At 40.9% G+C, this 21,116-nt stretch carries 18 protein-coding genes; 9 read left to right on the forward strand and 9 right to left on the reverse strand.

Going from position 1 to position 21,116, the window contains the following annotated elements; translation table 11 throughout:
- Window positions 1-69 precede the first annotated feature (69 nt).
- Window positions 70-525: a type I restriction enzyme HsdR N-terminal domain-containing protein gene (locus B5X70_RS09640; protein WP_079557694.1), complete on the forward strand. Its 456-nt coding sequence runs from the start codon at window positions 70-72 to the stop codon at window positions 523-525.
- Here the strand turns inward: B5X70_RS09640 and B5X70_RS09645 are convergent, their stop codons facing one another.
- Entirely contained in the window at window positions 526-1,053 is a 528-nt protein-coding gene (locus B5X70_RS09645; RefSeq protein ID WP_079557695.1) for a GNAT family N-acetyltransferase, read from the reverse strand.
- Entirely contained in the window at window positions 1,046-2,650 is a 1,605-nt protein-coding gene (locus B5X70_RS09650; RefSeq protein WP_079557696.1) for a PD40 domain-containing protein, read from the reverse strand. The genes B5X70_RS09645 and B5X70_RS09650 overlap by 8 nt, the downstream gene beginning before the upstream one ends.
- Before the next feature lie 267 nt (window positions 2,651-2,917).
- Here B5X70_RS09650 and B5X70_RS09655 point away from each other — a divergent pair, with 267 nt between their 5' ends.
- A complete protein-coding gene (locus tag B5X70_RS09655; RefSeq protein WP_232468384.1) occupies window positions 2,918-4,990 on the forward strand; it encodes a sialate O-acetylesterase in 2,073 nt (690 codons plus the stop codon).
- 182 nt (window positions 4,991-5,172) lie between these two features.
- Here B5X70_RS09655 and B5X70_RS09660 read toward each other — a convergent pair whose 3' ends face one another.
- Window positions 5,173-6,297 carry an alkaline phosphatase gene (locus B5X70_RS09660; protein ID WP_079557719.1) on the reverse strand — a complete coding sequence of 375 codons (1,125 nt, stop codon included), beginning with the start codon at window positions 6,295-6,297 and terminating at the stop codon, window positions 5,173-5,175.
- A 178-nt stretch (window positions 6,298-6,475) separates the two neighbouring features.
- On the opposite strand from B5X70_RS09660, the gene zupT reads away from it, so the two are divergent.
- On the forward strand, window positions 6,476-7,294 hold the full coding sequence (zupT, locus tag B5X70_RS09665; RefSeq protein ID WP_079557698.1) for a zinc transporter ZupT: 819 nt from the start codon (window positions 6,476-6,478) through the stop codon (window positions 7,292-7,294).
- A 46-nt stretch (window positions 7,295-7,340) separates the two neighbouring features.
- A complete protein-coding gene (gene nth, locus B5X70_RS09670; RefSeq protein ID WP_079557699.1) occupies window positions 7,341-7,982 on the forward strand; it encodes an endonuclease III in 642 nt (213 codons plus the stop codon).
- A gap of 129 nt (window positions 7,983-8,111) precedes the next feature.
- Here the strand turns inward: nth and B5X70_RS09675 are convergent, their stop codons facing one another.
- From B5X70_RS09675 to B5X70_RS09700, 6 genes are all read right to left on the reverse strand, one after another.
- On the reverse strand, window positions 8,112-9,011 hold the full coding sequence (locus B5X70_RS09675; RefSeq protein ID WP_079557700.1) for a nucleotidyltransferase family protein: 900 nt from the start codon (window positions 9,009-9,011) through the stop codon (window positions 8,112-8,114).
- A 9-nt stretch (window positions 9,012-9,020) separates the two neighbouring features.
- Complete coding sequence (locus tag B5X70_RS09680) at window positions 9,021-9,995, reverse strand: N-acetylmuramoyl-L-alanine amidase family protein (protein WP_079557701.1); 975 nt, start codon at window positions 9,993-9,995, stop codon at window positions 9,021-9,023.
- A 20-nt stretch (window positions 9,996-10,015) separates the two neighbouring features.
- Complete coding sequence (locus B5X70_RS09685) at window positions 10,016-10,786, reverse strand: lipopolysaccharide kinase InaA family protein (RefSeq protein WP_079557702.1); 771 nt, start codon at window positions 10,784-10,786, stop codon at window positions 10,016-10,018.
- 129 nt (window positions 10,787-10,915) lie between these two features.
- Window positions 10,916-11,329: a threonyl-tRNA synthetase editing domain-containing protein gene (locus B5X70_RS09690; protein WP_079557703.1), complete on the reverse strand. Its 414-nt coding sequence runs from the start codon at window positions 11,327-11,329 to the stop codon at window positions 10,916-10,918.
- A gap of 13 nt (window positions 11,330-11,342) precedes the next feature.
- Window positions 11,343-11,816, reverse strand: coding sequence for a DUF302 domain-containing protein (locus tag B5X70_RS09695; protein WP_079557704.1), 474 nt, complete (start codon window positions 11,814-11,816; stop codon window positions 11,343-11,345).
- A gap of 107 nt (window positions 11,817-11,923) precedes the next feature.
- Complete coding sequence (locus B5X70_RS09700; protein ID WP_079557705.1) at window positions 11,924-13,993, reverse strand: dipeptidyl-peptidase Dpp5; 2,070 nt, start codon at window positions 13,991-13,993, stop codon at window positions 11,924-11,926.
- A 636-nt stretch (window positions 13,994-14,629) separates the two neighbouring features.
- Here B5X70_RS09700 and B5X70_RS18320 point away from each other — a divergent pair.
- The 5 genes from B5X70_RS18320 (at window position 14,630) to B5X70_RS09720 (ending at window position 21,069) form a co-directional block, all read left to right on the forward strand.
- Window positions 14,630-14,848 (forward strand): hypothetical protein, encoded by a 219-nt coding sequence (locus B5X70_RS18320; protein ID WP_232468383.1) that lies wholly within the window; start codon window positions 14,630-14,632, stop codon window positions 14,846-14,848.
- Window positions 14,845-15,723, forward strand: coding sequence for a peroxidase family protein (locus B5X70_RS09705; RefSeq protein ID WP_232468382.1), 879 nt, complete (start codon window positions 14,845-14,847; stop codon window positions 15,721-15,723). Before B5X70_RS18320 ends, B5X70_RS09705 begins: the two co-directional genes overlap by 4 nt.
- 451 nt (window positions 15,724-16,174) lie before the next feature.
- Entirely contained in the window at window positions 16,175-18,595 is a 2,421-nt protein-coding gene (locus B5X70_RS09710) for a T9SS type A sorting domain-containing protein (protein ID WP_079557706.1), read from the forward strand.
- A 648-nt stretch (window positions 18,596-19,243) separates the two neighbouring features.
- Window positions 19,244-20,449, forward strand: a complete 1,206-nt coding sequence (locus B5X70_RS09715; RefSeq protein WP_079557707.1) for an SUMF1/EgtB/PvdO family nonheme iron enzyme — start codon at window positions 19,244-19,246, stop codon at window positions 20,447-20,449.
- A 14-nt stretch (window positions 20,450-20,463) separates the two neighbouring features.
- Entirely contained in the window at window positions 20,464-21,069 is a 606-nt protein-coding gene (locus tag B5X70_RS09720) for a T9SS type A sorting domain-containing protein (RefSeq protein ID WP_157666457.1), read from the forward strand.
- The last annotated feature ends 47 nt before the right edge of the window (window positions 21,070-21,116 follow it).

Genomic DNA, 21,116 nt, shown 5'->3' on the forward strand with positions numbered 1-21,116 from the left:
GCCGTTTTGTGAGCACACTAAGATAAAGGATTTTGCTGATTTTATTGTAATTTTGAGGAAATTTGAAACATGCAAAAATTAAATCTTCCACCCATTGAGGCCAAAATTACTTTAGAAGGTAACCGTCAACGGATTTTCGATATCATCCGCAAAAAATATGTGGCTTTGACCCCAGAGGAATGGGTCCGTCAACATTTTGTTCACTACCTTTTAAGCCTGGAGTACAGTGCCTCATTAATGGCTGTGGAAAAATTGGTGGTGGTAAATGAATTAAAGCAGCGTGCAGACGTTGTTGTTTACAACAAGAAACGAGCTCCTGTGATGATTGTTGAATGCAAATCACCTACAGTTCCTTTAACCAACGATACATTGGCACAAGCGGCACGTTATAACATCCGGCTTGGCGTTTCTTTTCTGGTTATCACCAATGGGTTAAATCATTACTGCATCAAGATTAACCGTGAAACCGGGAAAGCTGAAGTGATGAATGCTTTACCGACAATTGATGAGGTTGAAAATGGTTGATTAATTCCCTCCCTTTATCAACTGAAAAAGAGCCTCATCTTCCCAGCCTTTCAGGGTTTTTAACCACTCTTTTCTGATGCCAATTTTTTGAAATCCGTTTTTGGTAAAAAGTTCAATGCTTGCTTGGTTGGTTACAGCAATATTGCAGTACAGCTGGTGTATTCCCAAATGGTTGAAGCAGTAATCAATAAATAGATTCAGGCTGCTTGAGGCATAACCTTTCCCTCTGTATGATTGATGAATCATAATCCCAACTCCGGCACGGTTATGATAGGGGTCGAAATCGAAGAGATCAATCATTCCAATGGTTGATCTGTTTTGCGCAGCCAAATCTATCATTAATCTGAGCTGCTTGGTCTGGTACAGATCCAAAGAACTGGATTCAATGTATTTTTTTAATTGATATTTACTAAACGGGACAAGCGTGTTTCCTGCCTGCCATATTTCCATGTTGTTTTCCCACTGATAGAGAATATCAATGTCTTGGGGTTCAACAGCACGTAAGATTAACACATCGTTTTTAATCATTCTTTACTGATGCTTCAGGTGATTTTTGCAATGTGACCGGTTGAATATAGAACGCGCGGTTCCGCGTTCCATAAACATCCCGTAACGGGATGTTTATTTCGTCCGTGTGGGTTTTAAAGCCTTCAAGTTCCATTTCAAGCCTGTATCTTCTGCCCGCCGGCAGCACTGCAACAAATTTCCCCGATAGCGAATTTGGCCTGTATACGCCTTGTATCATATTTGTTTCCACATCATAAATTCTGACAATGCAATCTATTGCCGGTTTGTTTCCCGGGGTGTATATGTGGCTTGCAAGGACAGCCAGAGACCTGTCATCATCAGCCGGGAAGGATATCAGGTAAATATCTGTAGCACCCATTCCTTCGGGTTGACGTGAAGAGTAATATACTCTTTGTCCGTCCGGAGTTGGGATGTAAAACAGATCGTCGTCCGGTGTGTTGATTGGATACCCAAGGTTTTCAGCTTTGCCCCATTCACCTTTCTCATTCAATGTGCTTCGGAAAATATCAAATCCCCCCATGGAATTATGTCCTTCTGATGCGAAGTAGAGGGTTTGCCCATCAGCATGAATATGGGGGCTTTCTTCATCGTAGGGGGTATTAACGTTTGGCCCTGCATTAATTGGTTCTCCCCAGGTTCCATCTGGCAGGCGGTGCGAAATGTATATGTCTTTTCCACCAAAGCCTCCTGGTCTGTCGCTGACAAAGAAGATGGTGTTTCCATCGGGAGATAAACTGGCGTGGGTCTCGTTAAACTGGCTGTTAATCGGTAACGGGAATGGCTCGGGTTCACCCCACTCTCCAAAACGAAACCTGGTTTGGTAGAGATTTCCAATCATTCCGTCGTTTTGGAAAAAGATCAGTGTTTGTCCGTCGGCGCTTACGCTTGCCGTAGCTCTGTTTCCAAAATAGAGGCCGGGTAATTCAAGCCTTTCAGCAGATGTCCAGGCTCCATTTCTCCAATGGGAGACGTAAATCCCTTCAAAGTATCTGCCATCCTGATCTTCCATATCTTGCTGAGGGCGATTTGAGGTAAAGAAAATTGATGATTCGTCCAGAGAAACCACCGGACTATGCTCATCAAAAGGGGTGTTGATGGCTCGGCCAAGTGAGGTTATGTCAAAATTTACAGGATTTTTGATCAACTCGATGGCGTTTATGCTATAATTACGCTCCCTATTTATGGCATCAATGATTTCGCTTTGTGAGGAACGGACGTTTTCCAGCAGATAATCATAAATCTTTATAGCATCATCAAACCGATACAGCAAGTGATAAGCCTGGCCGAGATAAAATCTTGACTCAATGGCTTGCTGAGAAGGCCTGCGCTCGAATGGAGTATTCTGTTTAGCAACGGTAAGTAATTCCATGGCGGTTTCGGCTCCTCCAGGGATATTCAAATAGGCAATGCCTGCGACCAGGTATACTTCGTCTGGTACACTTTCGGCTCTGAAAAGAGGCTGAAGCAATTCAATGGCGTCGAGATATCGTTCCGCATCAATATGGTTGCGTGCCTGGCGTATGGTGCGGCTTTGTCCGTCTAATTGAATATAGCCCGCTGAAAGAAGCAGGATGATGACTATAATTTTTCGTATCATAAAGGAATTAGGTTGTTTTATTAGAATTGATGCTTAAATTTACAAAATATTGTTTCTACAAAACAACTAATTCTTATTGAAAGTTTACGAATGGCTTTATCTGGTTGATGAAACATATGAATTGAGATAGATTTGGCTTCTTTGTGATGTTGCGAATATTTAACCACGAATGTGGTTAAATATGGGTCTTGATAAATTGTGATCGCATTTCATGATTGATAATCATATTTTTTGTATTTAACCTGCATTATTATTTAACTACACCTCATGAGAAAAATATCATTAAAAAATCGAATGAATCATTTCAGATTACTTCGTCAGACTTTTGTCCTACTTTTGTCATTGTTTGTTATGTATTCTTGCAAAACCGATTCAGAACTGAAACTTCCGTCTGTTTTTTCTAACAATATGGTACTGCAGCAAAATATTGATGCTACCATTTGGGGATACGCAAAAAGTGGAACTGAAATTACTGTTAGCTCTCAATGGGGAGCTGTTTCAAAGGCCAAAGCTGGAGAGGATGGTAAATGGATGCTTGAACTGGCTACAATTGAAGCGGGAGGTCCTTATTTTATTGATGTTGAGGCCGGAGAAACGAAAATACGTATTGAAAATGTGTTGTTGGGAGAGGTTTGGTTGGCCTCCGGACAATCAAATATGGAGATGCCTTTGCGAGGCTGGCCACCACTGGAGCCAATCTATGGATCTGATGAGGCAATTGCCACATCTGATTATCCAGGAGTCAGAATGTTTACGGTGGCAAGAAATGTAAGCTCAACAATATTAAATGATGTTGAAGGTGAGTGGCTGGTCTCCTCACCTGAAACGGCTGGAGGGTTCAGTGCCACGGCTTACTTTTTTGCACGAAAAGTGCATGCCGAAACAGGTGTGCCGGTAGGAATTATACACAGCAGCTGGGGAGGAACTCCGGCTGAATCGTGGATAAGCGGATCGACATTGGGTGTTGACAGAGATTTTACTGAACGTGTGGAAATGCTTCAGCAGGCTAAAGAGGAGGAACAGAAGTATAACAGATGGTTGGATAGGTTCCCAATGAAAAGTATTGCTATGACCGGTAATGTGGATCCACTTGTGGGAATTGATTTATTTGACGAATATGGATCCTCTCCTGAAACCGACGTGAATGATTGGCCTGCCATAAATTTGCCAGCTTTGATTGAAGATACCGAGATCGGAGATTTTGACGGGGTCATCTGGTTTAGAAAGAAGATTGAGATTCCTGAATCGTGGATAGGAAAAAATCTGGTACTAAGCCTGGGGCCAATTGACGATAGGGATGTTACCTGGGTTAATGGAAACAGGGTAGGAGGAATGGAAGAAGATGGTCTGTATCAGGTTGAACGTATTTATAATGTTCCATCTGAATATGTCACTGATCGGGATCTTCTCATTGCTGTGCGAGTTATTGATACACAGGGCGGCGGCGGAATCTACGGAAAAGAGGAGCAGTTGAAACTCTTCCCTGAAGGAGAGGTTGATCTGGCCATTAGTCTGGCAGGGGAGTGGAATTATAAACTGGTCGGGGAAATTCAGGGACTCAGTTTGTATCTTTTTGATCCTGCGAAAGATGTGTTGGCAAGTCGTCCGCAAAGAACCATGGTTTTAAACTCCCATACACCAACTGTTTTATATAATGCTATGGTTGCACCGTTGGTTCCCTATGGTTTAAAAGGAGTTATTTGGTATCAGGGAGAAACCAACGTAGGACGTGCGAATCAGTATATGCGTTTAAAATCCATGTTGATAACTGATTGGAGGAACCATTACAAAAATGATGAGCTTTCCTTCTATTATGTGCAGTTGGCTCCATGGCATTACAATGATGTTGAGGGCATCGCTTCAGCCAACTTGCGCGAAGCTCAGAGACGTATGCAATTTATTCCTCATACCGGTATGATTTCAACGTTGGATATTGGCGATTTGGAATCTATCCATCCAGGTAATAAAAAGGATGTTGGAGAGCGTTTAGCTCTTTGGGCTTTGGCTAATGATTATGGCGTAAATCTACCGTTTACTGGGCCCGAACCTGCTAAAGTTTCCATTATCAATAATAGGGTGGAGATCGAGTTTGACCATGCTGAAAACGGCTTGGTTCTATCGAGGGAATATTGTGGTCAGTTTGAGATTTCAGGTGCAGATGGGGTCTTTCATCGGGCTACGGTTATCCTTAATGATAATTCTTTGGTAGTAGAGTCTTCAGAGGTGAGAGAGCCTGTTAATGTAAGATATGGATATAGAAATGGTGCCAAAGCTTCGCTATTTAATGGTGATATGCTACCGGCGCCTTCTTTTAGTACGGAAAATGAGATTGCGAATTGATATTTATTTAACCTGCAAATTGCGATAACGACTTTTCTCAATAATACAGCCGCATTCTTTTTATAATAGAGGATGCGGCTATATTATTGCGGCAAAAGGATTATTTATTTTTGTTGTAAATATTTGTGTCCTTTGCGCTTTCTTCGTGTCCTTTGCGGTTTACTTTAACTATTAGGTATATACTAGAAACCAAAAAGATTTATCATTTTATAAAAGAGATCTGTATTGTCATATATCCCAATAAACTCTTCAGCACCTGGTCCAAAAGCCATTACCGGCACCATGCTGCCTGTGTGATTGCCGCTAGTATAACCTGCCGTAACAGATCCCTTTTCATAATTTCCGCCGTGCAGAGCCATGCCACCTGTTTCATGGTCGGAGGTAACAATTACCAATGTTTCTCCGTTTTTAGCTGCAAATTCTAATGCAACACCAACAGCTCTGTCCATGTCGAGCATTTCACCAACGATGTACCCGGTATCATTATTATGGCCGCCCCAATCAATTTGAGAGCCTTCAATCATCATGAAGAACCCGTTTTCATTCTGACTCAGCACCTGAATGGCTTTTTTGGTAGCTCTTGGGAGCATATCGCCTCTTTCATGATAGATGCTGTTGTGGCGTGGAGCAGTGAAAATTGCAGCCGGGCCGGTTGTCAATTCCGTCGCTTCATCCAGGCAGGTGAAAACCGAATAACCTTTTTCTTTCAGGTCAATAGTGAGATCGCGACCATCTTCACGTTGAGTAAAATGTTGCAACCCGCCACCAATAAAGATATCAATGTCGGTTTTAAGAAAATCCTCTGCAATCTCTTCCTTCATGTTTCTGGAGGGTTGATGTGCAATAAAAGATGCAGGGGTAGCGTGGGTAATGGATGAAGTTGCCACCAAACCCGTTGCTTTCCCGTGCTGATCACTGATTTGCAGAATGGTTGGGATGGCTATCCCGTCCTGATCAAGAGCTACGGTTCCATCAGTAACTTTTTGTCCGGTGGCAATCGCTGAACCTCCTGCTGCCGAGTCGGTAACATAATTATTGGCACTGTGAGTGGTGATTAAGCCAATGTGACGAAGGTATTGCATGTAGAGATTCCCTCCGTTGGCTGTGTAGGCTGCTGTCAGGTGGGAGATACCCATGCCGTCGCCAATAAACAATATGATGTTTTTGGGTGTTTCACTAAATTGAACCGGGTTAATTTCTTTTACTTCGTAACGGTTCTCGTTGATGTAGGTTGCCTTGTCTTCTTCTGCAAAGACATTCAATGATGTTGCAATTAAAAGGTAAAATAGAACTGAAAACTTGTTCATGCTGGTTTGTTTTAAAGGTTTTATTTGATCAAAAGTAATCATTTTAACCATGGTAGGGAATTAATTGTTCGTTAATTAAGGGTTAAATGTTGGATTTCGCAATAAAAATTTGCATCATAAGGGTGTTGAGGGATATGTTTTTATATTTGTATCCTGAAAGTTTAATTTTAATCTGAGAATGGATACTCAAGCTATATTGTTTGCATTTGCATTGACTCTGTTTGCAGGTCTGGCCACCGGTATTGGAAGTGCAATGGCCTTTTTTGCAAAGCGTACCAACACAAAGTTTTTATCAGTGGCTCTTGGTTTCTCGGCTGGCGTCATGATATACGTTTCCTTTGTGGAGATTTTTTTCAAAGCTAAGGAGGAGTTGATTGGTCATCTGGGTGAAAAACCCGGTACTTGGATCACAGTTGCTTCTTTTTTTGGTGGGATGCTGCTGATTGCATTAATTGATAAATTTATTCCGCAAAAGGAGAATCCCCATGAGGTAAATCTGATTGAAAACATGACCGAAGAGCAACGTGAGCAAAAGAGGAAGGAAAAAAAACTGATGCGCATGGGACTTATGACCGGTTTAGCCATTGCCATACACAACCTCCCTGAAGGACTTGCCACGTTTACTGCAGCTCTGCATGATCCTAATCTGGGGATAGCCATTGCATTTGCCATTGCCATTCACAATATCCCTGAAGGGATTGCCATTTCGGTGCCTATATTTTATGCGACAGGAAGTCGTCGAAAAGCTTTTAAGTATAGTTTTTTGTCGGGGCTGGCAGAGCCTGTTGGAGCTTTGATCGGTTTCCTTTTGTTAATGCCTTTTATGGGACCAATGTTATTTGGGATCATATTTGCATCTGTTGCCGGTATCATGGTTTTTATAAGTTTTGACGAATTGCTCCCCGCTGCAAGAGAATATGGAGAACATCACCTTCCGGTGTATGGTCTCTTTGGTGGTATGTTGGTGATGGCGTTGAGTTTGTTATTATTTATTTGATCTGAACCTGAGTTCATACTTACGATTTGTTGAAAATTATAGTTGGATGAGATTAAATGAGCGTTTTAAGTTGATTATTGAGTGGTTTAAAGAGAATATGCCCGTTGCAGAAACGGAACTTCATTACACCAATCCATATGAATTACTTGTTGCAGTTATTTTATCGGCGCAGTGCACCGATAAAAGAGTGAATCAGATCACGCCACCTTTTTTCGAACGTTTTCCATCTGCAGAAGTGCTAGCCAATGCAGAAATTTCAGAGGTGTTTGAATATATAAAATCGTGTAGCTATCCCAATAATAAAAGCAAGAGTTTGGTTGGAATGGCTCAAAAGCTCGTAGGTGAGTTTAAAAGCATAGTCCCATCAGATGTAAATGATTTGCAAAAACTTCCCGGCGTGGGTCGTAAAACAGCCAATGTTATAGCATCTGTTGTGTATGACAAGCCTGCACTGGCTGTTGATACGCATGTTTTCAGGGTGTCTGCCCGTTTAGGGCTGACGCGCGATGCCAAAACTCCATTGGAGACCGAAAAACAACTTGTAAAATATATTCCCGAAGAACTGCTTGCCATCGCACATCATTGGCTTATTCTTCATGGACGCTATGTATGTTTGGCTCGAAAACCGAAATGTAATGAGTGTGGGTTGAAGCATCTATGTCATTATTACCAGAAAAATGGAGAATGATTTGGGGAGTTTTTTTATCTCAAATGGATAAATAGTCACAAAGGTGTTCTGTTTGAAAAAACATAACACCTTTGTTGTTGAAATTTAAATTCTATCAGATTATCTGCTGTTTTCTAAATTGTCTGTTTGTTAAGACCATAAATTATTCGGATAATCGCCATTGCTGTGAAGATCCTGCAATGATTTTTTAACCAATGGCTTATCTTCCTGATAGGTGACACCAAACCATTTGGATGGGGTGCTGATAATCTTAACAGAAGCAACTTCTGCTTTAACCATGTTGTCAGCCTGAATATTAAAATAGAATTCTGATTTCATTTCATGGCCTTTTTCCTTGAGGAACTGCTTGAAACCTTCCTCAAGATGGCCAAAAAACTCAGGTTTAAATATCCAGAAATTCATTGAAACCGGTGCCTCAGGATTCAATTCTCCCTTCTGATCTTCCTCATAGAAAAACACTTTGTCTCCCTCTTTTCCAATTTTCGTCCTTTCGGTTACTTCTGTCAGGTTGTTTTCTGCATCCGAACCACATATTCCTCTTGATACCGTTCCGTAATCAGATAAGGTGTTTTTAAGAGCGTAGCCAATCATTGCATATTCGTTGTCACGAGTGCTGCTGGCGATAAAATCTACTGCCTGTTGATAGGCTTTTTGGCCGTAAAAATCATCGGCATTGATGATGGCAAAGGGAGTATTTATCACATCCTTGGCCATTAACATGGCATGACCTGTTCCCCAAGGCTTTTCGCGGCCTTCAGGTATGGAAAAACCGGCAGGTATTTTATCAAGACTTTGAAAGACATACTCGGTTTCGATTTTTCCTTTTAAGCGAGGTTCAAACCGCTCTTTAAAAGCATCTGCAAAGTCTTCCCGAATTACAAATACGACTTTCCCGAATCCAGCTCTGATTGCATCAAACACTGAATAATCTATGATGGATTCGCCAGAGGGACCTAGTTCGTCCATTTGTTTTAATCCTCCGTAACGGCTGCCCATTCCGGCAGCCAAAATCAATAGTGTTGGTTTCATTTTAACTGTTTATTTTGAATTTTGAAAATCTTCAATTATTCCGGCAGTCAGCCAATTTGCCAAAGCCTGACGGTTACTTTCTAAGATAAATCTTTGTTGATCGCGAAAGTTACGTATATTTCCCAGTTCTACAAATACGGCAACAGGTTGCGTGTATCTCAGCATATAGAGATTTCTGGGCGATACAGTTCCGCTAAATCCTCTGTTGGGCTGATGCCTTCGGTAGTTACTCTCAAAAGTGCGGCGAAGAGTCTCTGCCATTTCCTTTCCCGTTTTGCTATGAGGATGATGATAAAAGAATACATCCAACTGCTGATTATTTCCCCGGCTATCAAGGTGTATTTCAATCATACGCTGATAGGAGGCTGTCTCTTTTTCCCAAAGTTGATTAATGGCGGTAGCACGTTGTTTTAATCGCTCAATCTGATCCAGTGGTATGGGTTTACCCATTACTGTTTCATTTTGATCTGGCTTCAGAATGGCTTCGTTTCGAATGCCGTTATAAGGATCCTGAACAATCACATGAACTTTTGCCCCACTTTGCATCAGGTTTTTAGCCAAACGAAGTGTAATGTCATAAGCATATTCATCTTCGTACAAGAGATGCTCACCATATCGACCAATTGCTCCCGGATCGGGACCTCCATGTCCACTAACCAGATAAAATACAGCGCCTTTTAATGTTTCATCAATCAGAGTTAGGTTTTGATGCGATTCCCCAAATAATGGCTCAACCCAATTTGTGGTTTTGGTTGGTACATAATAGGCGTGATGAGCCAAGAGTCCCCCTTCATCGGTAAACTTACCTTCGTTTAATTGTAGGAATTCATCAAAATATTCGGCTGGTGATAAATGGTGTCGCCGCAAAAAACTCCAAATGCCTTCTCCCGGTTCTGGGTGGCTTTTTACAACGTCAGCAGGAGGTTGTGCCCATGTGGGCTCCAAAACCAGAATCAGAATTACTGCCAGATATATCCAACGCATAAATAATTAGTAATGGGTTGTTACTTAACCATGAAGAACTTTTTTATGGGCTTGAAAAACCAACGTCTGAAATCTCTGTTTCGGTGGTAGTTGTCTCTGAACCGGGCTGAGAGCAGGATCGCTTTGTTGGGGTCACTTCCTTTGATTTCAGCATAACTTCGTGAGAGAAGAGCGATGTCGTCCGGCTCACCATTTAAGCGTTTCAGGTTGTATAAACCTTCTTTTACCGATATGTTTTTATTGGATTTTAACCTGTTTAAATCGATGATTGAGAATTCATATAATCCGTTATTGTTTTTCACAAGGATGTTGTTTCCACCAAAATCTAGATGCAAAAATCCCTGTTTATGGATTTTTTCATAAACAAACTCTGCGAATTGCTTAATGATTGATACTTTGTCTGCCGTTTGTTTTTGAAAGACTTCTTCCATGGTGAAGTCGTGTTCTTCATATATGGAAATGTAGTAACTGTTGACTAAAAAGCCTTTTTTATTGTAATATTCAGCATAACCTAACGGTTGGGGGGTTGATATGCCATGTTTTAGAAAAGTAAGCGAGTTTTTGTAGCTTCTCTTTGCTTTGGATGCACGAATAAAAGAGTAGACGAAATAGTTGATGATATTGGGTTTGCCAAAGGATTTTATGCACAGTTTTTTGCCATTAAAATCGATGATTTTTACTTCATTCCGTATTTTATAAATGGTGGTACCTGAATTTGAAAAGGTCTCCTGAAGTATTGGTATAATCTCTTCTGTTTCCGGATAATCCGGGTGAATCTCGTATTTTAGCATACCCTGTTAATTGGCTTTCTTTTGACTTCCCATGTTAGTAAAACCAATTGGTTTTACTAAATTACACAAAGTGTATTTTCGTTTCTAAGTTATTTCAACTGCAAATCTATTCATTTTAATAATAAAACATCACAGCTCAGCCCAGATTCTGGCCATGGAATATCCGGGTGCATCCATTTTTAGATTCAAAAAGTATCCAAACGGTGTTTGAGCCACTATAAAGCCTCCGTTTTCAAGACGCTTTTGAGCGGCATCAAATAACTGTTTCGAAAACTCTATGGATGCCTTTGATGATGACAGGTGAGCAAAAGAATGAAGTACAATATTATGGGTGGCATTTTTACGTGCCACCCATTTCAGATGATTGGTTAATTTCTTTTCCCGACTTTTTAAATCCAGCTTTTCATCCTCCTCTTCAACCTGAATAAAAGCCGTGATGCATTTGCTGTAGTGAGCCGGTGGCTCACTATCAGATGCCGATTCATGATTCTTTTCTCCCGGTGTATAACTAAATTCATTGGTATAAAATGACAGAACCTTCATATCAGCAAATGGTTCAATTAATTACGGGTGAAATAATCTCTTCCATGTCAGCCTGGATTAAACGAAAGGCAGGCTGACTAATGGTGTGTTCCAATTGTGAGAAGTGTGCATAATCTTTCCATGAGACATAGGTCTTACCATCTTCTTTTTGGTAAACAGCTACCCTGCATGGCAAAACAGCCAAATTGAATTTTGTGCGGTCTGTTTGTAGCAATTCTGCGGCATGACCTGCATTGCATAATTCAATGATTTTGGCTGGTAAAATGGCAACTCCTGCGTTTTGCAGGTTCATCTGCATATTGTGAACAATAGGAACTGTCCAGCCTGCATCCAATGCATTTTGTCTAATTACTTCTACTGTTTCATCAAATCCATACAAGCTCTCTCTTTCTGATATTACGGCAGTATCCGTTTCAGCTCTGCATGCCGAAAAGAGGATGACTGTTAATAGTAATAATCCTGACCAATTAAATCTGTTCATTTTCATAATATGTTATTTTAATTGTTTCTTTTCCTGGTTCTAAAGAAAAAGAACCATCTTAAACTATTAAACACAAATTACAAAAATTAGTTTACATTTTCCAGTGCTCCGTATTACTTCAGCCACTCATTTAACCAGCCGGCAAACTCTCTTTGCCACAGAATACCATTTTGTGGTGACAACACCCAGTGATTCTCTTCAGGGAAAAAGAGAAAACGGGCTGGCAAATCAAGTGCTCTGGCTGCATTGAAAGCTCCCATTCCTTGTGAATAGGGAACCCTGAAATCTTTTGCTCCGTGTATTACCAGCATTGGTGTATCCCAGTTTTCTACAAAAAGGTGTGGGGAGTAGTCGTATCTATTATCTGGCTGTTCCCAGTAGGGGCCGTCTAAGTCCCAATCTACAAAGAACATTTCTTCGGTATTGGTGTACATCATATCCAGGTTAAATACACCACAATGCGAAATGAATGCACTAAATCGGCCATCGTGGTTTCCTGCCAGCCAAAACACCGAGTAACCACCGTAGCTTGCACCAACTGCACCTAAACGGTTTTCGTCAACATAAGGCTCTTCGGCCAACGCATCAATTGCGCTCAGGTAGTCAAGAAGATTCTGACCTCCCCAGTCGCCGCTGATCTGTTCGTTCCACTCTGTTCCATGACCCGGCATTCCTCGTCGGTTGGGCGCAACAACAATGTAATCATTGGCTGCCATCATCTGGAAGTTCCAACGATAACTCCAAAACTGACTCAGTGCTCCCTGTGGCCCTCCCTGACAATACAATATGGCAGGATATTTTTTCTCAGGATCAAAATTCGGAGGATATATCACCCAAACCAACATCTCTTTATTATCGGTTGTTGTTACCCATCTTTCTTCAACGGTTCCCATGGTCACTTGATCCATGATGTGGGTGTTGATGTTGGTTAAATTGCTGGTGGTTCCATCCCTTAAATCAATTTTGAAGAGATCGGCCGGGCTGCTCATACTTTCCCGACTGGCAATCAGTTGTTCTCCAACTTGCTGAACCCCTCTGAAGTTGTGCTGGCCTTCGGTTATTTGATGGATTCCTCCGTCTGCTAAATCCATCAGGTATATCTGTTCAGTACCGCCAATGCTTGAAACGAACCAGACAAATTCGCCTGTTTCATCCCATACCGGTCCTGACACATTATGGTCAAAACCAATGGAGAAATCAGCAACCTCCCCGGTTTCCATATCCATCACCATCAGACGATTTTTATCAGATTCATAACCATCCCTCTCCATGCTTTCCCAGAGCATTAAACGGCCATCTGATGAGAATTTTGGATTTTTATCATATCCTGGCATTCCTTCAGTCAGGTTTGTGGTGGTCTCGTTATTTAAATCATACAAGTAAATGTCCGAATTGGTTGAAAAAGCGTAGTCACGACCAGCAAGTTTTTTGCATGTGTAAGCCAGTTTTGTGCCACATGGAGTCCAGGCGATTTGTTCCATTCCTCCAAAAGGCTTCATAGGAGAATCAAAACGTTCACCTTGCATGATGTCTTTACCGTTGCGAACCATTTGCCCTGATTTGTATGGTGCAATAAAAATATGTCGATAATGCTGGTCATGCCAGGTGTCCCAATGGCGATACATCAAATCATCATCAACGCGTGCATTGGCATGGGGTAAATCAGGATGCCGGTCATTAATTGATTCATCAAGTTTTACCCTTCTTATATATGCGATGTGACTCATATCTGGAGAAAACAGATAGCCTGAGATGCCTCCATCCACATCAGAAACTTGTTGTCGGCCGGAACCATCGGCATTGATTTCCCATAGTTGCGATGAGCCGGATTCATTACTTATATAATTGATTTTTTCTCCATCCGGCCGCCAGTTTACCTGCGACTCGATTGTTGAGGTGTTGGTAATTCTTGTGGGTTCTCCACCATTCACCGGTATGGTGTATATGTCAGAATAAAAACGATTCTCCTCAATATGAGGATAGGTGATTGTGTAAGTAATGGTGTTTTGATCCGGAGCGACTGAAATATTGCCCAGTCGGCCAAACGACCATAGTGCTTCCGGGGTCATCCGATCGCCGGAAAGTTCAAAATGGAGCGTGTCGTAAGATTTCTCATGAGCTTCCTGGCGACAGGAGGAGAAACAAAATATGATGGCAAGGGTCAGTAGAACTAGTTTTTTCATCGATTTGTTTTTAAAGTATTATTTATCGGTTTTTTGATTGAATTCAAGTATTTTGTTTTACTCTGTTTTTATCTATTTGCTAAAGTATATACTTAAAATTTATTTGGCAAATGACTGATTATTTGCAGAACGCCTTAACCTATTGTCTTAGCATGCCTTTGTAAGCTTAAAATCTATCACGACATATCTTAATTAATTTGATTTCAATAGTTTTTGTTTATGCTGTATTTGATAATTTTATGACTTATACTTGAAAATCATGGTAAATTATCAGTAATTTCTGTGGGGCGTGTAAAGAGGAGCATAATAAAATTTAAATGAGTTCGTGAATTTTAGTCTGATTTGTTTAAATTGAGACAAGTGTATTTTTTATTAATTCAATTTTAGTAATATCATCAGATAAAGTTTGAAAGATCGAAGATAGTTCAAAAAAAGTAAGCAAGTGCCCCGTAACCGGGGCAACCGGAAAGCGCACTGTGGGTGCAACAGGAACTAAAAACCGCGATTGGTGACCCAATCAGTTAAAATTAAATATTTTGCGACAGAACTCTTTTTTATCCAATCCAATGGGAAGCTAAAGGAGCAAGGAAAGTGATTCCGGATGCACACGATCCATCAAAAAAGCACTATCCAACAATGCTTACTACAGACTTATCGTTGCGTTTTGATCCTGAATATGAAAAAATATCCAGGCGCTTCTGGGAGAACCCACTTGAGTTTGCTGATGCTTTCGCAAAAGCCTGGTTTAAGTTGACTCACAGAGATATGGGGCCAAGGGATCGATACATTGGGCCGGAGGTTCCAAATGAAACTTTATTTGGCAGGATCCAATACCGGCAGTTGATCATCAATTGATTGATGAAAAGAATGCAGAGTCGTTTAAGGCAAGGATTTTGGGAGCCGGATTGTCGGTCTCAGAATTGGTGTCAACGGCTTGGGCGTCGGCTTCTACCTTCAGAGGATCAGATATGCGGGGTGGAGCAAATGGAGCACGTATCCGCTTGGCTCCCCAAAAGGATTGGGACGTTAACAATCCTGCGCAGCTCAATAAAGTGCTTAAAAAGCTGGAAGCCATTCAGGAAGAGTTTAATGCCAGTCAAAAAGGCGACAAAAAGGTATCTCTGGCCGATTTAATGGTTTTGGCCGGATGTGCAGGCGTGGAAAAAGCAGCCAAAGCCGGCGGTGTGGATATTAAAGTCTTGTTTACACCGGGTAGGATGGATGCTTCCGCTGAACAAACCGATGTTGAATCATTCGCTTTTCTGGAGCCGGCTGCCGATGGATGGCGCAATTATCTTAAAATAAAATATTCGTTTAGAACCGAGGAGTTGCTCATTGAGAAGGCTCAATTGTTAACTCTGACTTCTCCTGACATGACTGTTCTTGATGGTGGTATACGTGTTTTAAATACCAATTGGGATGGGTCAAAGCATGGTGTATTTACCGGTTCGCCGGAGGTTCTGACTAACGATTTCTTCGTGAACCTGCTTGATCTGAATACGGCATGGAAACCCATGGACGATTCGCAAGAGGTTTTCGATGGACACGACCGTGCAACAGGAAAAGTTAAATGGACGGGAACCCGGGTGGATCTGGTTTTTGGTTCTAACTCTGAGTTGAGATCACTTGCAGAAGTATATGGAAGTGCCGATGCCAAAGAGAAGTTTGTGACGGATTTCGTTGCTGCCTGGAATAAGGTGATGAATCTGGACAGATTTGACTTAGCATAAAAATTCCAGATTTATATAAAGAAAGAGAGGCGATGCATGAATTTGCATCGCCTTTTTTTGACTTTTTACTTCTACTGTGGCACATTCGCAAATGATTTTAATGTTACTTAGGATGCCTATAAAAACACATGGGCTTACCTTTCTGCGTTGTTAAATAACTTTTTAGTTTTTTTAAACTATGGTAATTAGATAGATGTTTTTCCCATTTGTACTATCGGCTAGTGTTTTTTCATCGGGGAAGGCAATTTTTGTATAGGTTTAATTAATCATAATTATTTTCTTGTGATTCGTGATATTTTGTTTTACATTTAGGATACTATACATAGAAGGGGGCTGTCAATTATATCTTAATTGGCAACTCAACACATTTTTATACTGCGTAATTTGACGCAGGTTTTTCCTTCCCGGAGTTTTAGGCTTCATCTTATTCGTTTACCTCAAAACAGGCTTTATGAATCGTTACGCCATTTTTACTGCAATAGCAGTATTCCTGTCATTTTCCGCATCCTCTTTTTTTCAATCCTATTGCGGAAACCTTAGTGTTAATGTGAGCGATCATTATACAGAAACTCCTCTGGAGGCTGTAAGGTTGACTCTCTGGAAAGATAACGTTCCAATTGATGTTTCTTATACCGATGCTGAAGGTTCTGGAATATTGAATTATACAGCATCCGGATTAGAAACAGTGCGAGACCATCACAAGTCATTTCTTGTTTCAAGCTATTATCCCATTCCGTTTGACCGCATGGTGAAAATTGATCTGGATGTATTTGAAGAACAATCGGTTTTAGCCGCGGTATATGACATTTCAGGACGTGTTTTAACAAAAATAAGATTTCAAGTCTCTCCGGGACGCAGAGCCTTAAATCTTATTATGGACAATTTGCCTCCCGGCGTATATGTTTTGGAATTATCAGGACTTCATCGGGAAGTTATTCGATTGTTAAAAGTGGGTTCCGGATCGGGATCCGGACTCATAGATCTTCAACTTTCGGATGGATGGATGGGAAATGAAATACAACAACTTAAATCTGACGCTCCATGGTTTAAAATTACAGCAGAGTTGGATCCTTATGATATGATAGATTTACATCTGAATGTTGATTTTCCGGCACATTTGGAAATTAAAATGGTTCGAAATAATTTAGTTGAGTTTATTACAGTTGTAAATCAAGATGTTGTCAATAAAACCATTAACCTTCAAAAGAATGCTTTCAATTTATCTTTAACAACACCTGATATTGCTTTTTTGAAATCAGGATCTTACACTGTTGCTGCACCACGAGATGAAACCAGTTCCATATATAAATCAATAGATGTTTGGAAGGATACTACATTCATTTTTGAAGTAGATTACTCCTTGGACATACCTGATCCGGTCAACGTTTCGGTTAATATAAACGATGAGCTTGTCGTGAGTCAGGATGTGGATAAAAGTACCGGAATTTCATTGTTTAATACCGATGTGTATGGGAATGAATATGAATTGATTATTCCCCCAGGAGCTTTGTTCGAGACAACTGAGATTTCATTGCGCACTATTAATTCGATTGATGGGTTCCCATTTTCCGGTGGTTTGGTGGGTGGAGTGGATATTCTACCTGATGGTTTGCAGCTCTTTAAGCCAGCAACTTTGGTTATAAGGCTCAACGATCCTAATATTATAGAAAATATGCGTGGGAATGATGCAGAATATTTGTTGACGGCTTTCGCTTATCAGGGCAATGGAAAGGATTTTCATATGTACCCTTATTTTATTGAAAATGGAGAGATACATCTACACATCTTTCACTTTAGTGGCTATGGAACTGGTGGAGCTACTCAGGCTGATCAGGCTGATCAAAAAAGCAAACCACCCGGAAGTGAGGAATCCCGTGCTCAGGAGGAAATTGCTGATATTTTGAACGAGGAAGCCAGAAATCCAGATATGACCGAAGAGGAATATCAGGAAAATCAAAATAAAATTGCCGAAATATTGCGCAGGTGGCTTCTGAATGAGGTCATGCCTTTGGTTACTGAGGCCGAAACCAATGAAGATTTGATGTATTGTGCAGTGATGGAGTTTTACAGTTGGGAAATGACCGCTCAATTATATGAAGTTTTGGATCGGTTCATGACTGAGCGCAGCCAGTTAATGGAATCTATTGAAAGAGGATTTGTTAATGCATTGAATCGGATTTTTGAGAAAGGAGTTCGTGAAAAGGATCCTACTCAGATGGGGCGATACCATCTGATGTTATGGATGACAATGATGTGGGATCCGGGATTTGAAATCTCTCCATGGTGGGATAAATACCTGAAACTACACCGTTTTGAACTGGAGTTTGAGTCTGTAATAGGAGAATCTGAGGGAGGTTGGGAAATAAGTGTAAAGACTGAGAGAATCGTTGTTGAACTTGATGATGAACAGTCCATTTTTCTTGGGAAAGGACCTATACATCACGTTTCGGGAAAAATGGAATGCGCAATTAGCTTTGAAGGACAAAGTAGTATTTTAGAGATATTCTATGGACTCATTGATACTCCTCCTGTAGAAATATCGTGCAATGGAAGGTCTTTCTCCTCCAAAGGAAAGCATCCAAAAGCGAAATACGATGTTGTTTTTTATTTAGATCCTGGTGGGACTTTAACAGAACGGTTTGTAATTCAGTGCGACCCTGATGATCCAATATTTCCGGTAGGTCCTGCCCCAATATGGTTTGGTTCTTTTGGTTATATTCATGAAGATTTATTGACTCCTGAACTTGGATTCATCATAACGAATTGGGAAATGATTTTTGGAGAGCTTTATGCCCGGAGAATTTATACAAGTTCAGATCATTATTTGAATGAAACATCCATATTTACGCTTTGGTATGCACCAAAACCGTGATTTGAAACCTGGTAGTTTCCTTTTTGCAACTATTTTTTTTTAAAGATTTCAAGCGTAAATAATTAGTTTAATTTATTGGCCAAAATGCCTTCCGATATATCGGAACAAGTTGCTCCGATTCATCGGGGGAACTGGATTGAGTCCCGATGAAATCGGGACTCGATTTCTTGTTGTGAGTTTATAATACAGCGTCATTCATAGCTGAAACGGGCATTTCGTTGTTGGGCGAGCCAATAATAAAATGGATCGCTTCCCGATAAATGGTAACTAAAATTATTTAAACACGTTCTAATATCTTTTATTCTTCTGGCAACAATTTTTTCTTCCTCATTCAAGAACTTAATTACCGCATGTCCTTTGTTTTTCCCTAAACCATCAATATTATCCTTAAACCTGTTTTAGCCCAGATACCGAAAGGGCAAAAGCAATCCGCCACATACAAAAGGTATAACCTTACTTATAACTAAAACTTTGAGGTGATATCTTTCGTATATTATTTTAGATTAATTAAGAATAATTGATAAGTGAAACATGTTATTGTGTTGATTATCTTGGTATTGAATTTGTTTTGGAGTCCTATAAAACAATAACCTCTGTGAGGTTCAACCCTAAAATAGTATCTTTATTGTTGTTGATTAACCAAATTGTATGAAACCAAAAGCATTGCAGCTCTTTTTAGTACTGTTTACTATCTTGTTTTTATTGTTATCCTGCAGTAAATCTAAAGATAACGTAATCCCTGATGATGATAACGGTAGTATCATTGATGATGATGACATACCAAATCATGACAGTTATCTTGTTATAACAATCTACGGCAGTGCTAACTATGAGTCCTCCGAAATGACGATGGAGCACCAAAAGGACGCCAGTCTTATCATTGTTGAATCTGACAAGGACTGGACTGCGACAACCGAATCCGAATGGATCACCTTGGCTGATTACTCAGGGGATGCAGGTGCTAAAGGTATTTTAGTTGGAGCATCAAAAAATGAGTTGACTCCCCGAAGCTCCTCGATTACCATAAAGTCTGGAAGTAATCAACACACTATCCACGTTTATCAGCGCGGCGCTCCAGTTATCGTTTTTTCAGCAGGAGATGTTGAATTTAGAATGATCCTGGTCGAGGGAGGTGATTTTATGATGGGCGATTCTGATTTAACTGAAAGTCGGTGGGCACACAGGGTAACGGTCAACAGTTTTTACATGTGCGAAACAGAAGTCACCAACGCTCTGTGGAATCAGATCATGGGTGAGTTGCCTTACGATCATCTTGAAGGTTATGAGGATCATGACGAGTACAACAAACTCGACCATCCTGTCAGTGCTGTTTCGTGGAATGAAATCAATGATGAGTTTTTACCCGCCATTAGTAGCTTAACCGGTTTTGAAATGCGATTACCCACTGAAGCTGAATGGGAATATGCTGCCATGGGTGGTAAGTATAGCCAAGGCTATGTTTATTCCGGGAGTAACACTCTTAATGAAGTTGCCTGGCACACCTACAACAGTTTAAACTCCAAGCAGCCGGTAGCCCGGCTTAGTCCCAACGAACTCGGATTATATGATATGAGCGGAAATGTGAGCGAGTGGTGCAGCGACTGGTACAAATCGGGGTACGACAGCAATGAAAATGAAAACCCGGTTGGTCCTGAAACCGGCACTGAAAAGGTGATAAGAGGAGGCGATTATTCACAAATGGTTATGTTTGGCAAAGGTGCTTTTTATGTTAAAGCCCGCAGTTCTGTTGTGCCCGACTGCTACAGTGGCTGTTGGGGCGACACCGGGCATCCGGATGAACCTATCTGCTTCCGATGTCAGCGTGTAGGATTTCGCTTTGTGATGACGTTCTGATAAAACTCCATGATATGATTCGAACAATACTCTCTTCTATAATAATGATGGTGATATCTTCATCACTACTTTGTCAAACGGTGGTGCGTTTAACCAAACCACAACAGGCCGAAGAGCCTGTTGCTGCATTTACTCTGTTTGATGAATCTCTTCCGGCTGGTATTCCCTCTGCCATTGGAACAATAGGATACGAAATCTTTGGTGGTGACCTCCCATATACCTACCAATGGCTTAAAGATGAAACGGTCATTGCAGAGGGAGAAGTGGCTGTGATTGTTCCCTCTATGGATCATGATTATGCTCTCAGGGTATCCGACCGGAACAATTGCACAGTGATTATTCCAATAAATATTTCGCCAACAATGCCAGGCGAGAAAAGTAGCTCAGAGAATGATTTGAACTTCTGGCATGAGCTTACCAGAAATCACTTGCGTCTGAGCGGAGATCTATCATCTGACAATCCTGTCGAAATTCGCATATATGATATCAACGGGCGATTAATGCTGGAGTATTTCGTCTATAAAGAGACTTCCATCCCGGTAAGTTTGTTGCCCGGAGTGTACTTGATATACACCCGGTCAGGAGATTTGAATAAGGTGCAAAAAGCCATTGTTCAATAGCAAATGTTATTCCTGTTAGGGGGAATAATCAACGAAAAAGAAAGATC

Origin of the sequence: Alkalitalea saponilacus (assembly GCF_900168165.1) — a bacterium.
Lineage (GTDB): Bacteria > Bacteroidota > Bacteroidia > Bacteroidales > Marinilabiliaceae > Natronoflexus > Natronoflexus saponilacus.

Excerpts from the sequence above, each read along its gene's own strand:
- B5X70_RS09645 (WP_079557695.1), bottom strand. The coding sequence starts at position 1,053 with ATGATTAAAAACGATGTGTTAATCTTACGTGCTGTTGAACCCCAAGAC.
- B5X70_RS09690 (WP_079557703.1), bottom strand. The coding sequence starts at position 11,329 with ATGAAGGTTCTGTCATTTTATACCAATGAATTTAGTTATACACCGGGA.
- B5X70_RS09700 (WP_079557705.1), bottom strand. The coding sequence starts at position 13,993 with ATGAAAAAACTAGTTCTACTGACCCTTGCCATCATATTTTGTTTCTCC.
- B5X70_RS09675 (WP_079557700.1), bottom strand. The coding sequence starts at position 9,011 with ATGAAACCAACACTATTGATTTTGGCTGCCGGAATGGGCAGCCGTTAC.
- B5X70_RS09715 (WP_079557707.1), top strand. The coding sequence starts at position 19,244 with ATGAAACCAAAAGCATTGCAGCTCTTTTTAGTACTGTTTACTATCTTG.
- zupT (WP_079557698.1), top strand. The coding sequence starts at position 6,476 with ATGGATACTCAAGCTATATTGTTTGCATTTGCATTGACTCTGTTTGCA.
- B5X70_RS09640 (WP_079557694.1), top strand. The coding sequence starts at position 70 with ATGCAAAAATTAAATCTTCCACCCATTGAGGCCAAAATTACTTTAGAA.
- B5X70_RS09680 (WP_079557701.1), bottom strand. The coding sequence starts at position 9,995 with ATGCGTTGGATATATCTGGCAGTAATTCTGATTCTGGTTTTGGAGCCC.
- nth (WP_079557699.1), top strand. The coding sequence starts at position 7,341 with ATGAGATTAAATGAGCGTTTTAAGTTGATTATTGAGTGGTTTAAAGAG.
- B5X70_RS09685 (WP_079557702.1), bottom strand. The coding sequence starts at position 10,786 with ATGCTAAAATACGAGATTCACCCGGATTATCCGGAAACAGAAGAGATT.
- B5X70_RS09720 (WP_157666457.1), top strand. The coding sequence starts at position 20,464 with ATGATTCGAACAATACTCTCTTCTATAATAATGATGGTGATATCTTCA.
- B5X70_RS18320 (WP_232468383.1), top strand. The coding sequence starts at position 14,630 with ATGCTTACTACAGACTTATCGTTGCGTTTTGATCCTGAATATGAAAAA.
- B5X70_RS09710 (WP_079557706.1), top strand. The coding sequence starts at position 16,175 with ATGAATCGTTACGCCATTTTTACTGCAATAGCAGTATTCCTGTCATTT.
- B5X70_RS09650 (WP_079557696.1), bottom strand. The coding sequence starts at position 2,650 with ATGATACGAAAAATTATAGTCATCATCCTGCTTCTTTCAGCGGGCTAT.
- B5X70_RS09660 (WP_079557719.1), bottom strand. The coding sequence starts at position 6,297 with ATGAACAAGTTTTCAGTTCTATTTTACCTTTTAATTGCAACATCATTG.
- B5X70_RS09655 (WP_232468384.1), top strand. The coding sequence starts at position 2,918 with ATGAGAAAAATATCATTAAAAAATCGAATGAATCATTTCAGATTACTT.
- B5X70_RS09695 (WP_079557704.1), bottom strand. The coding sequence starts at position 11,816 with ATGAAAATGAACAGATTTAATTGGTCAGGATTATTACTATTAACAGTC.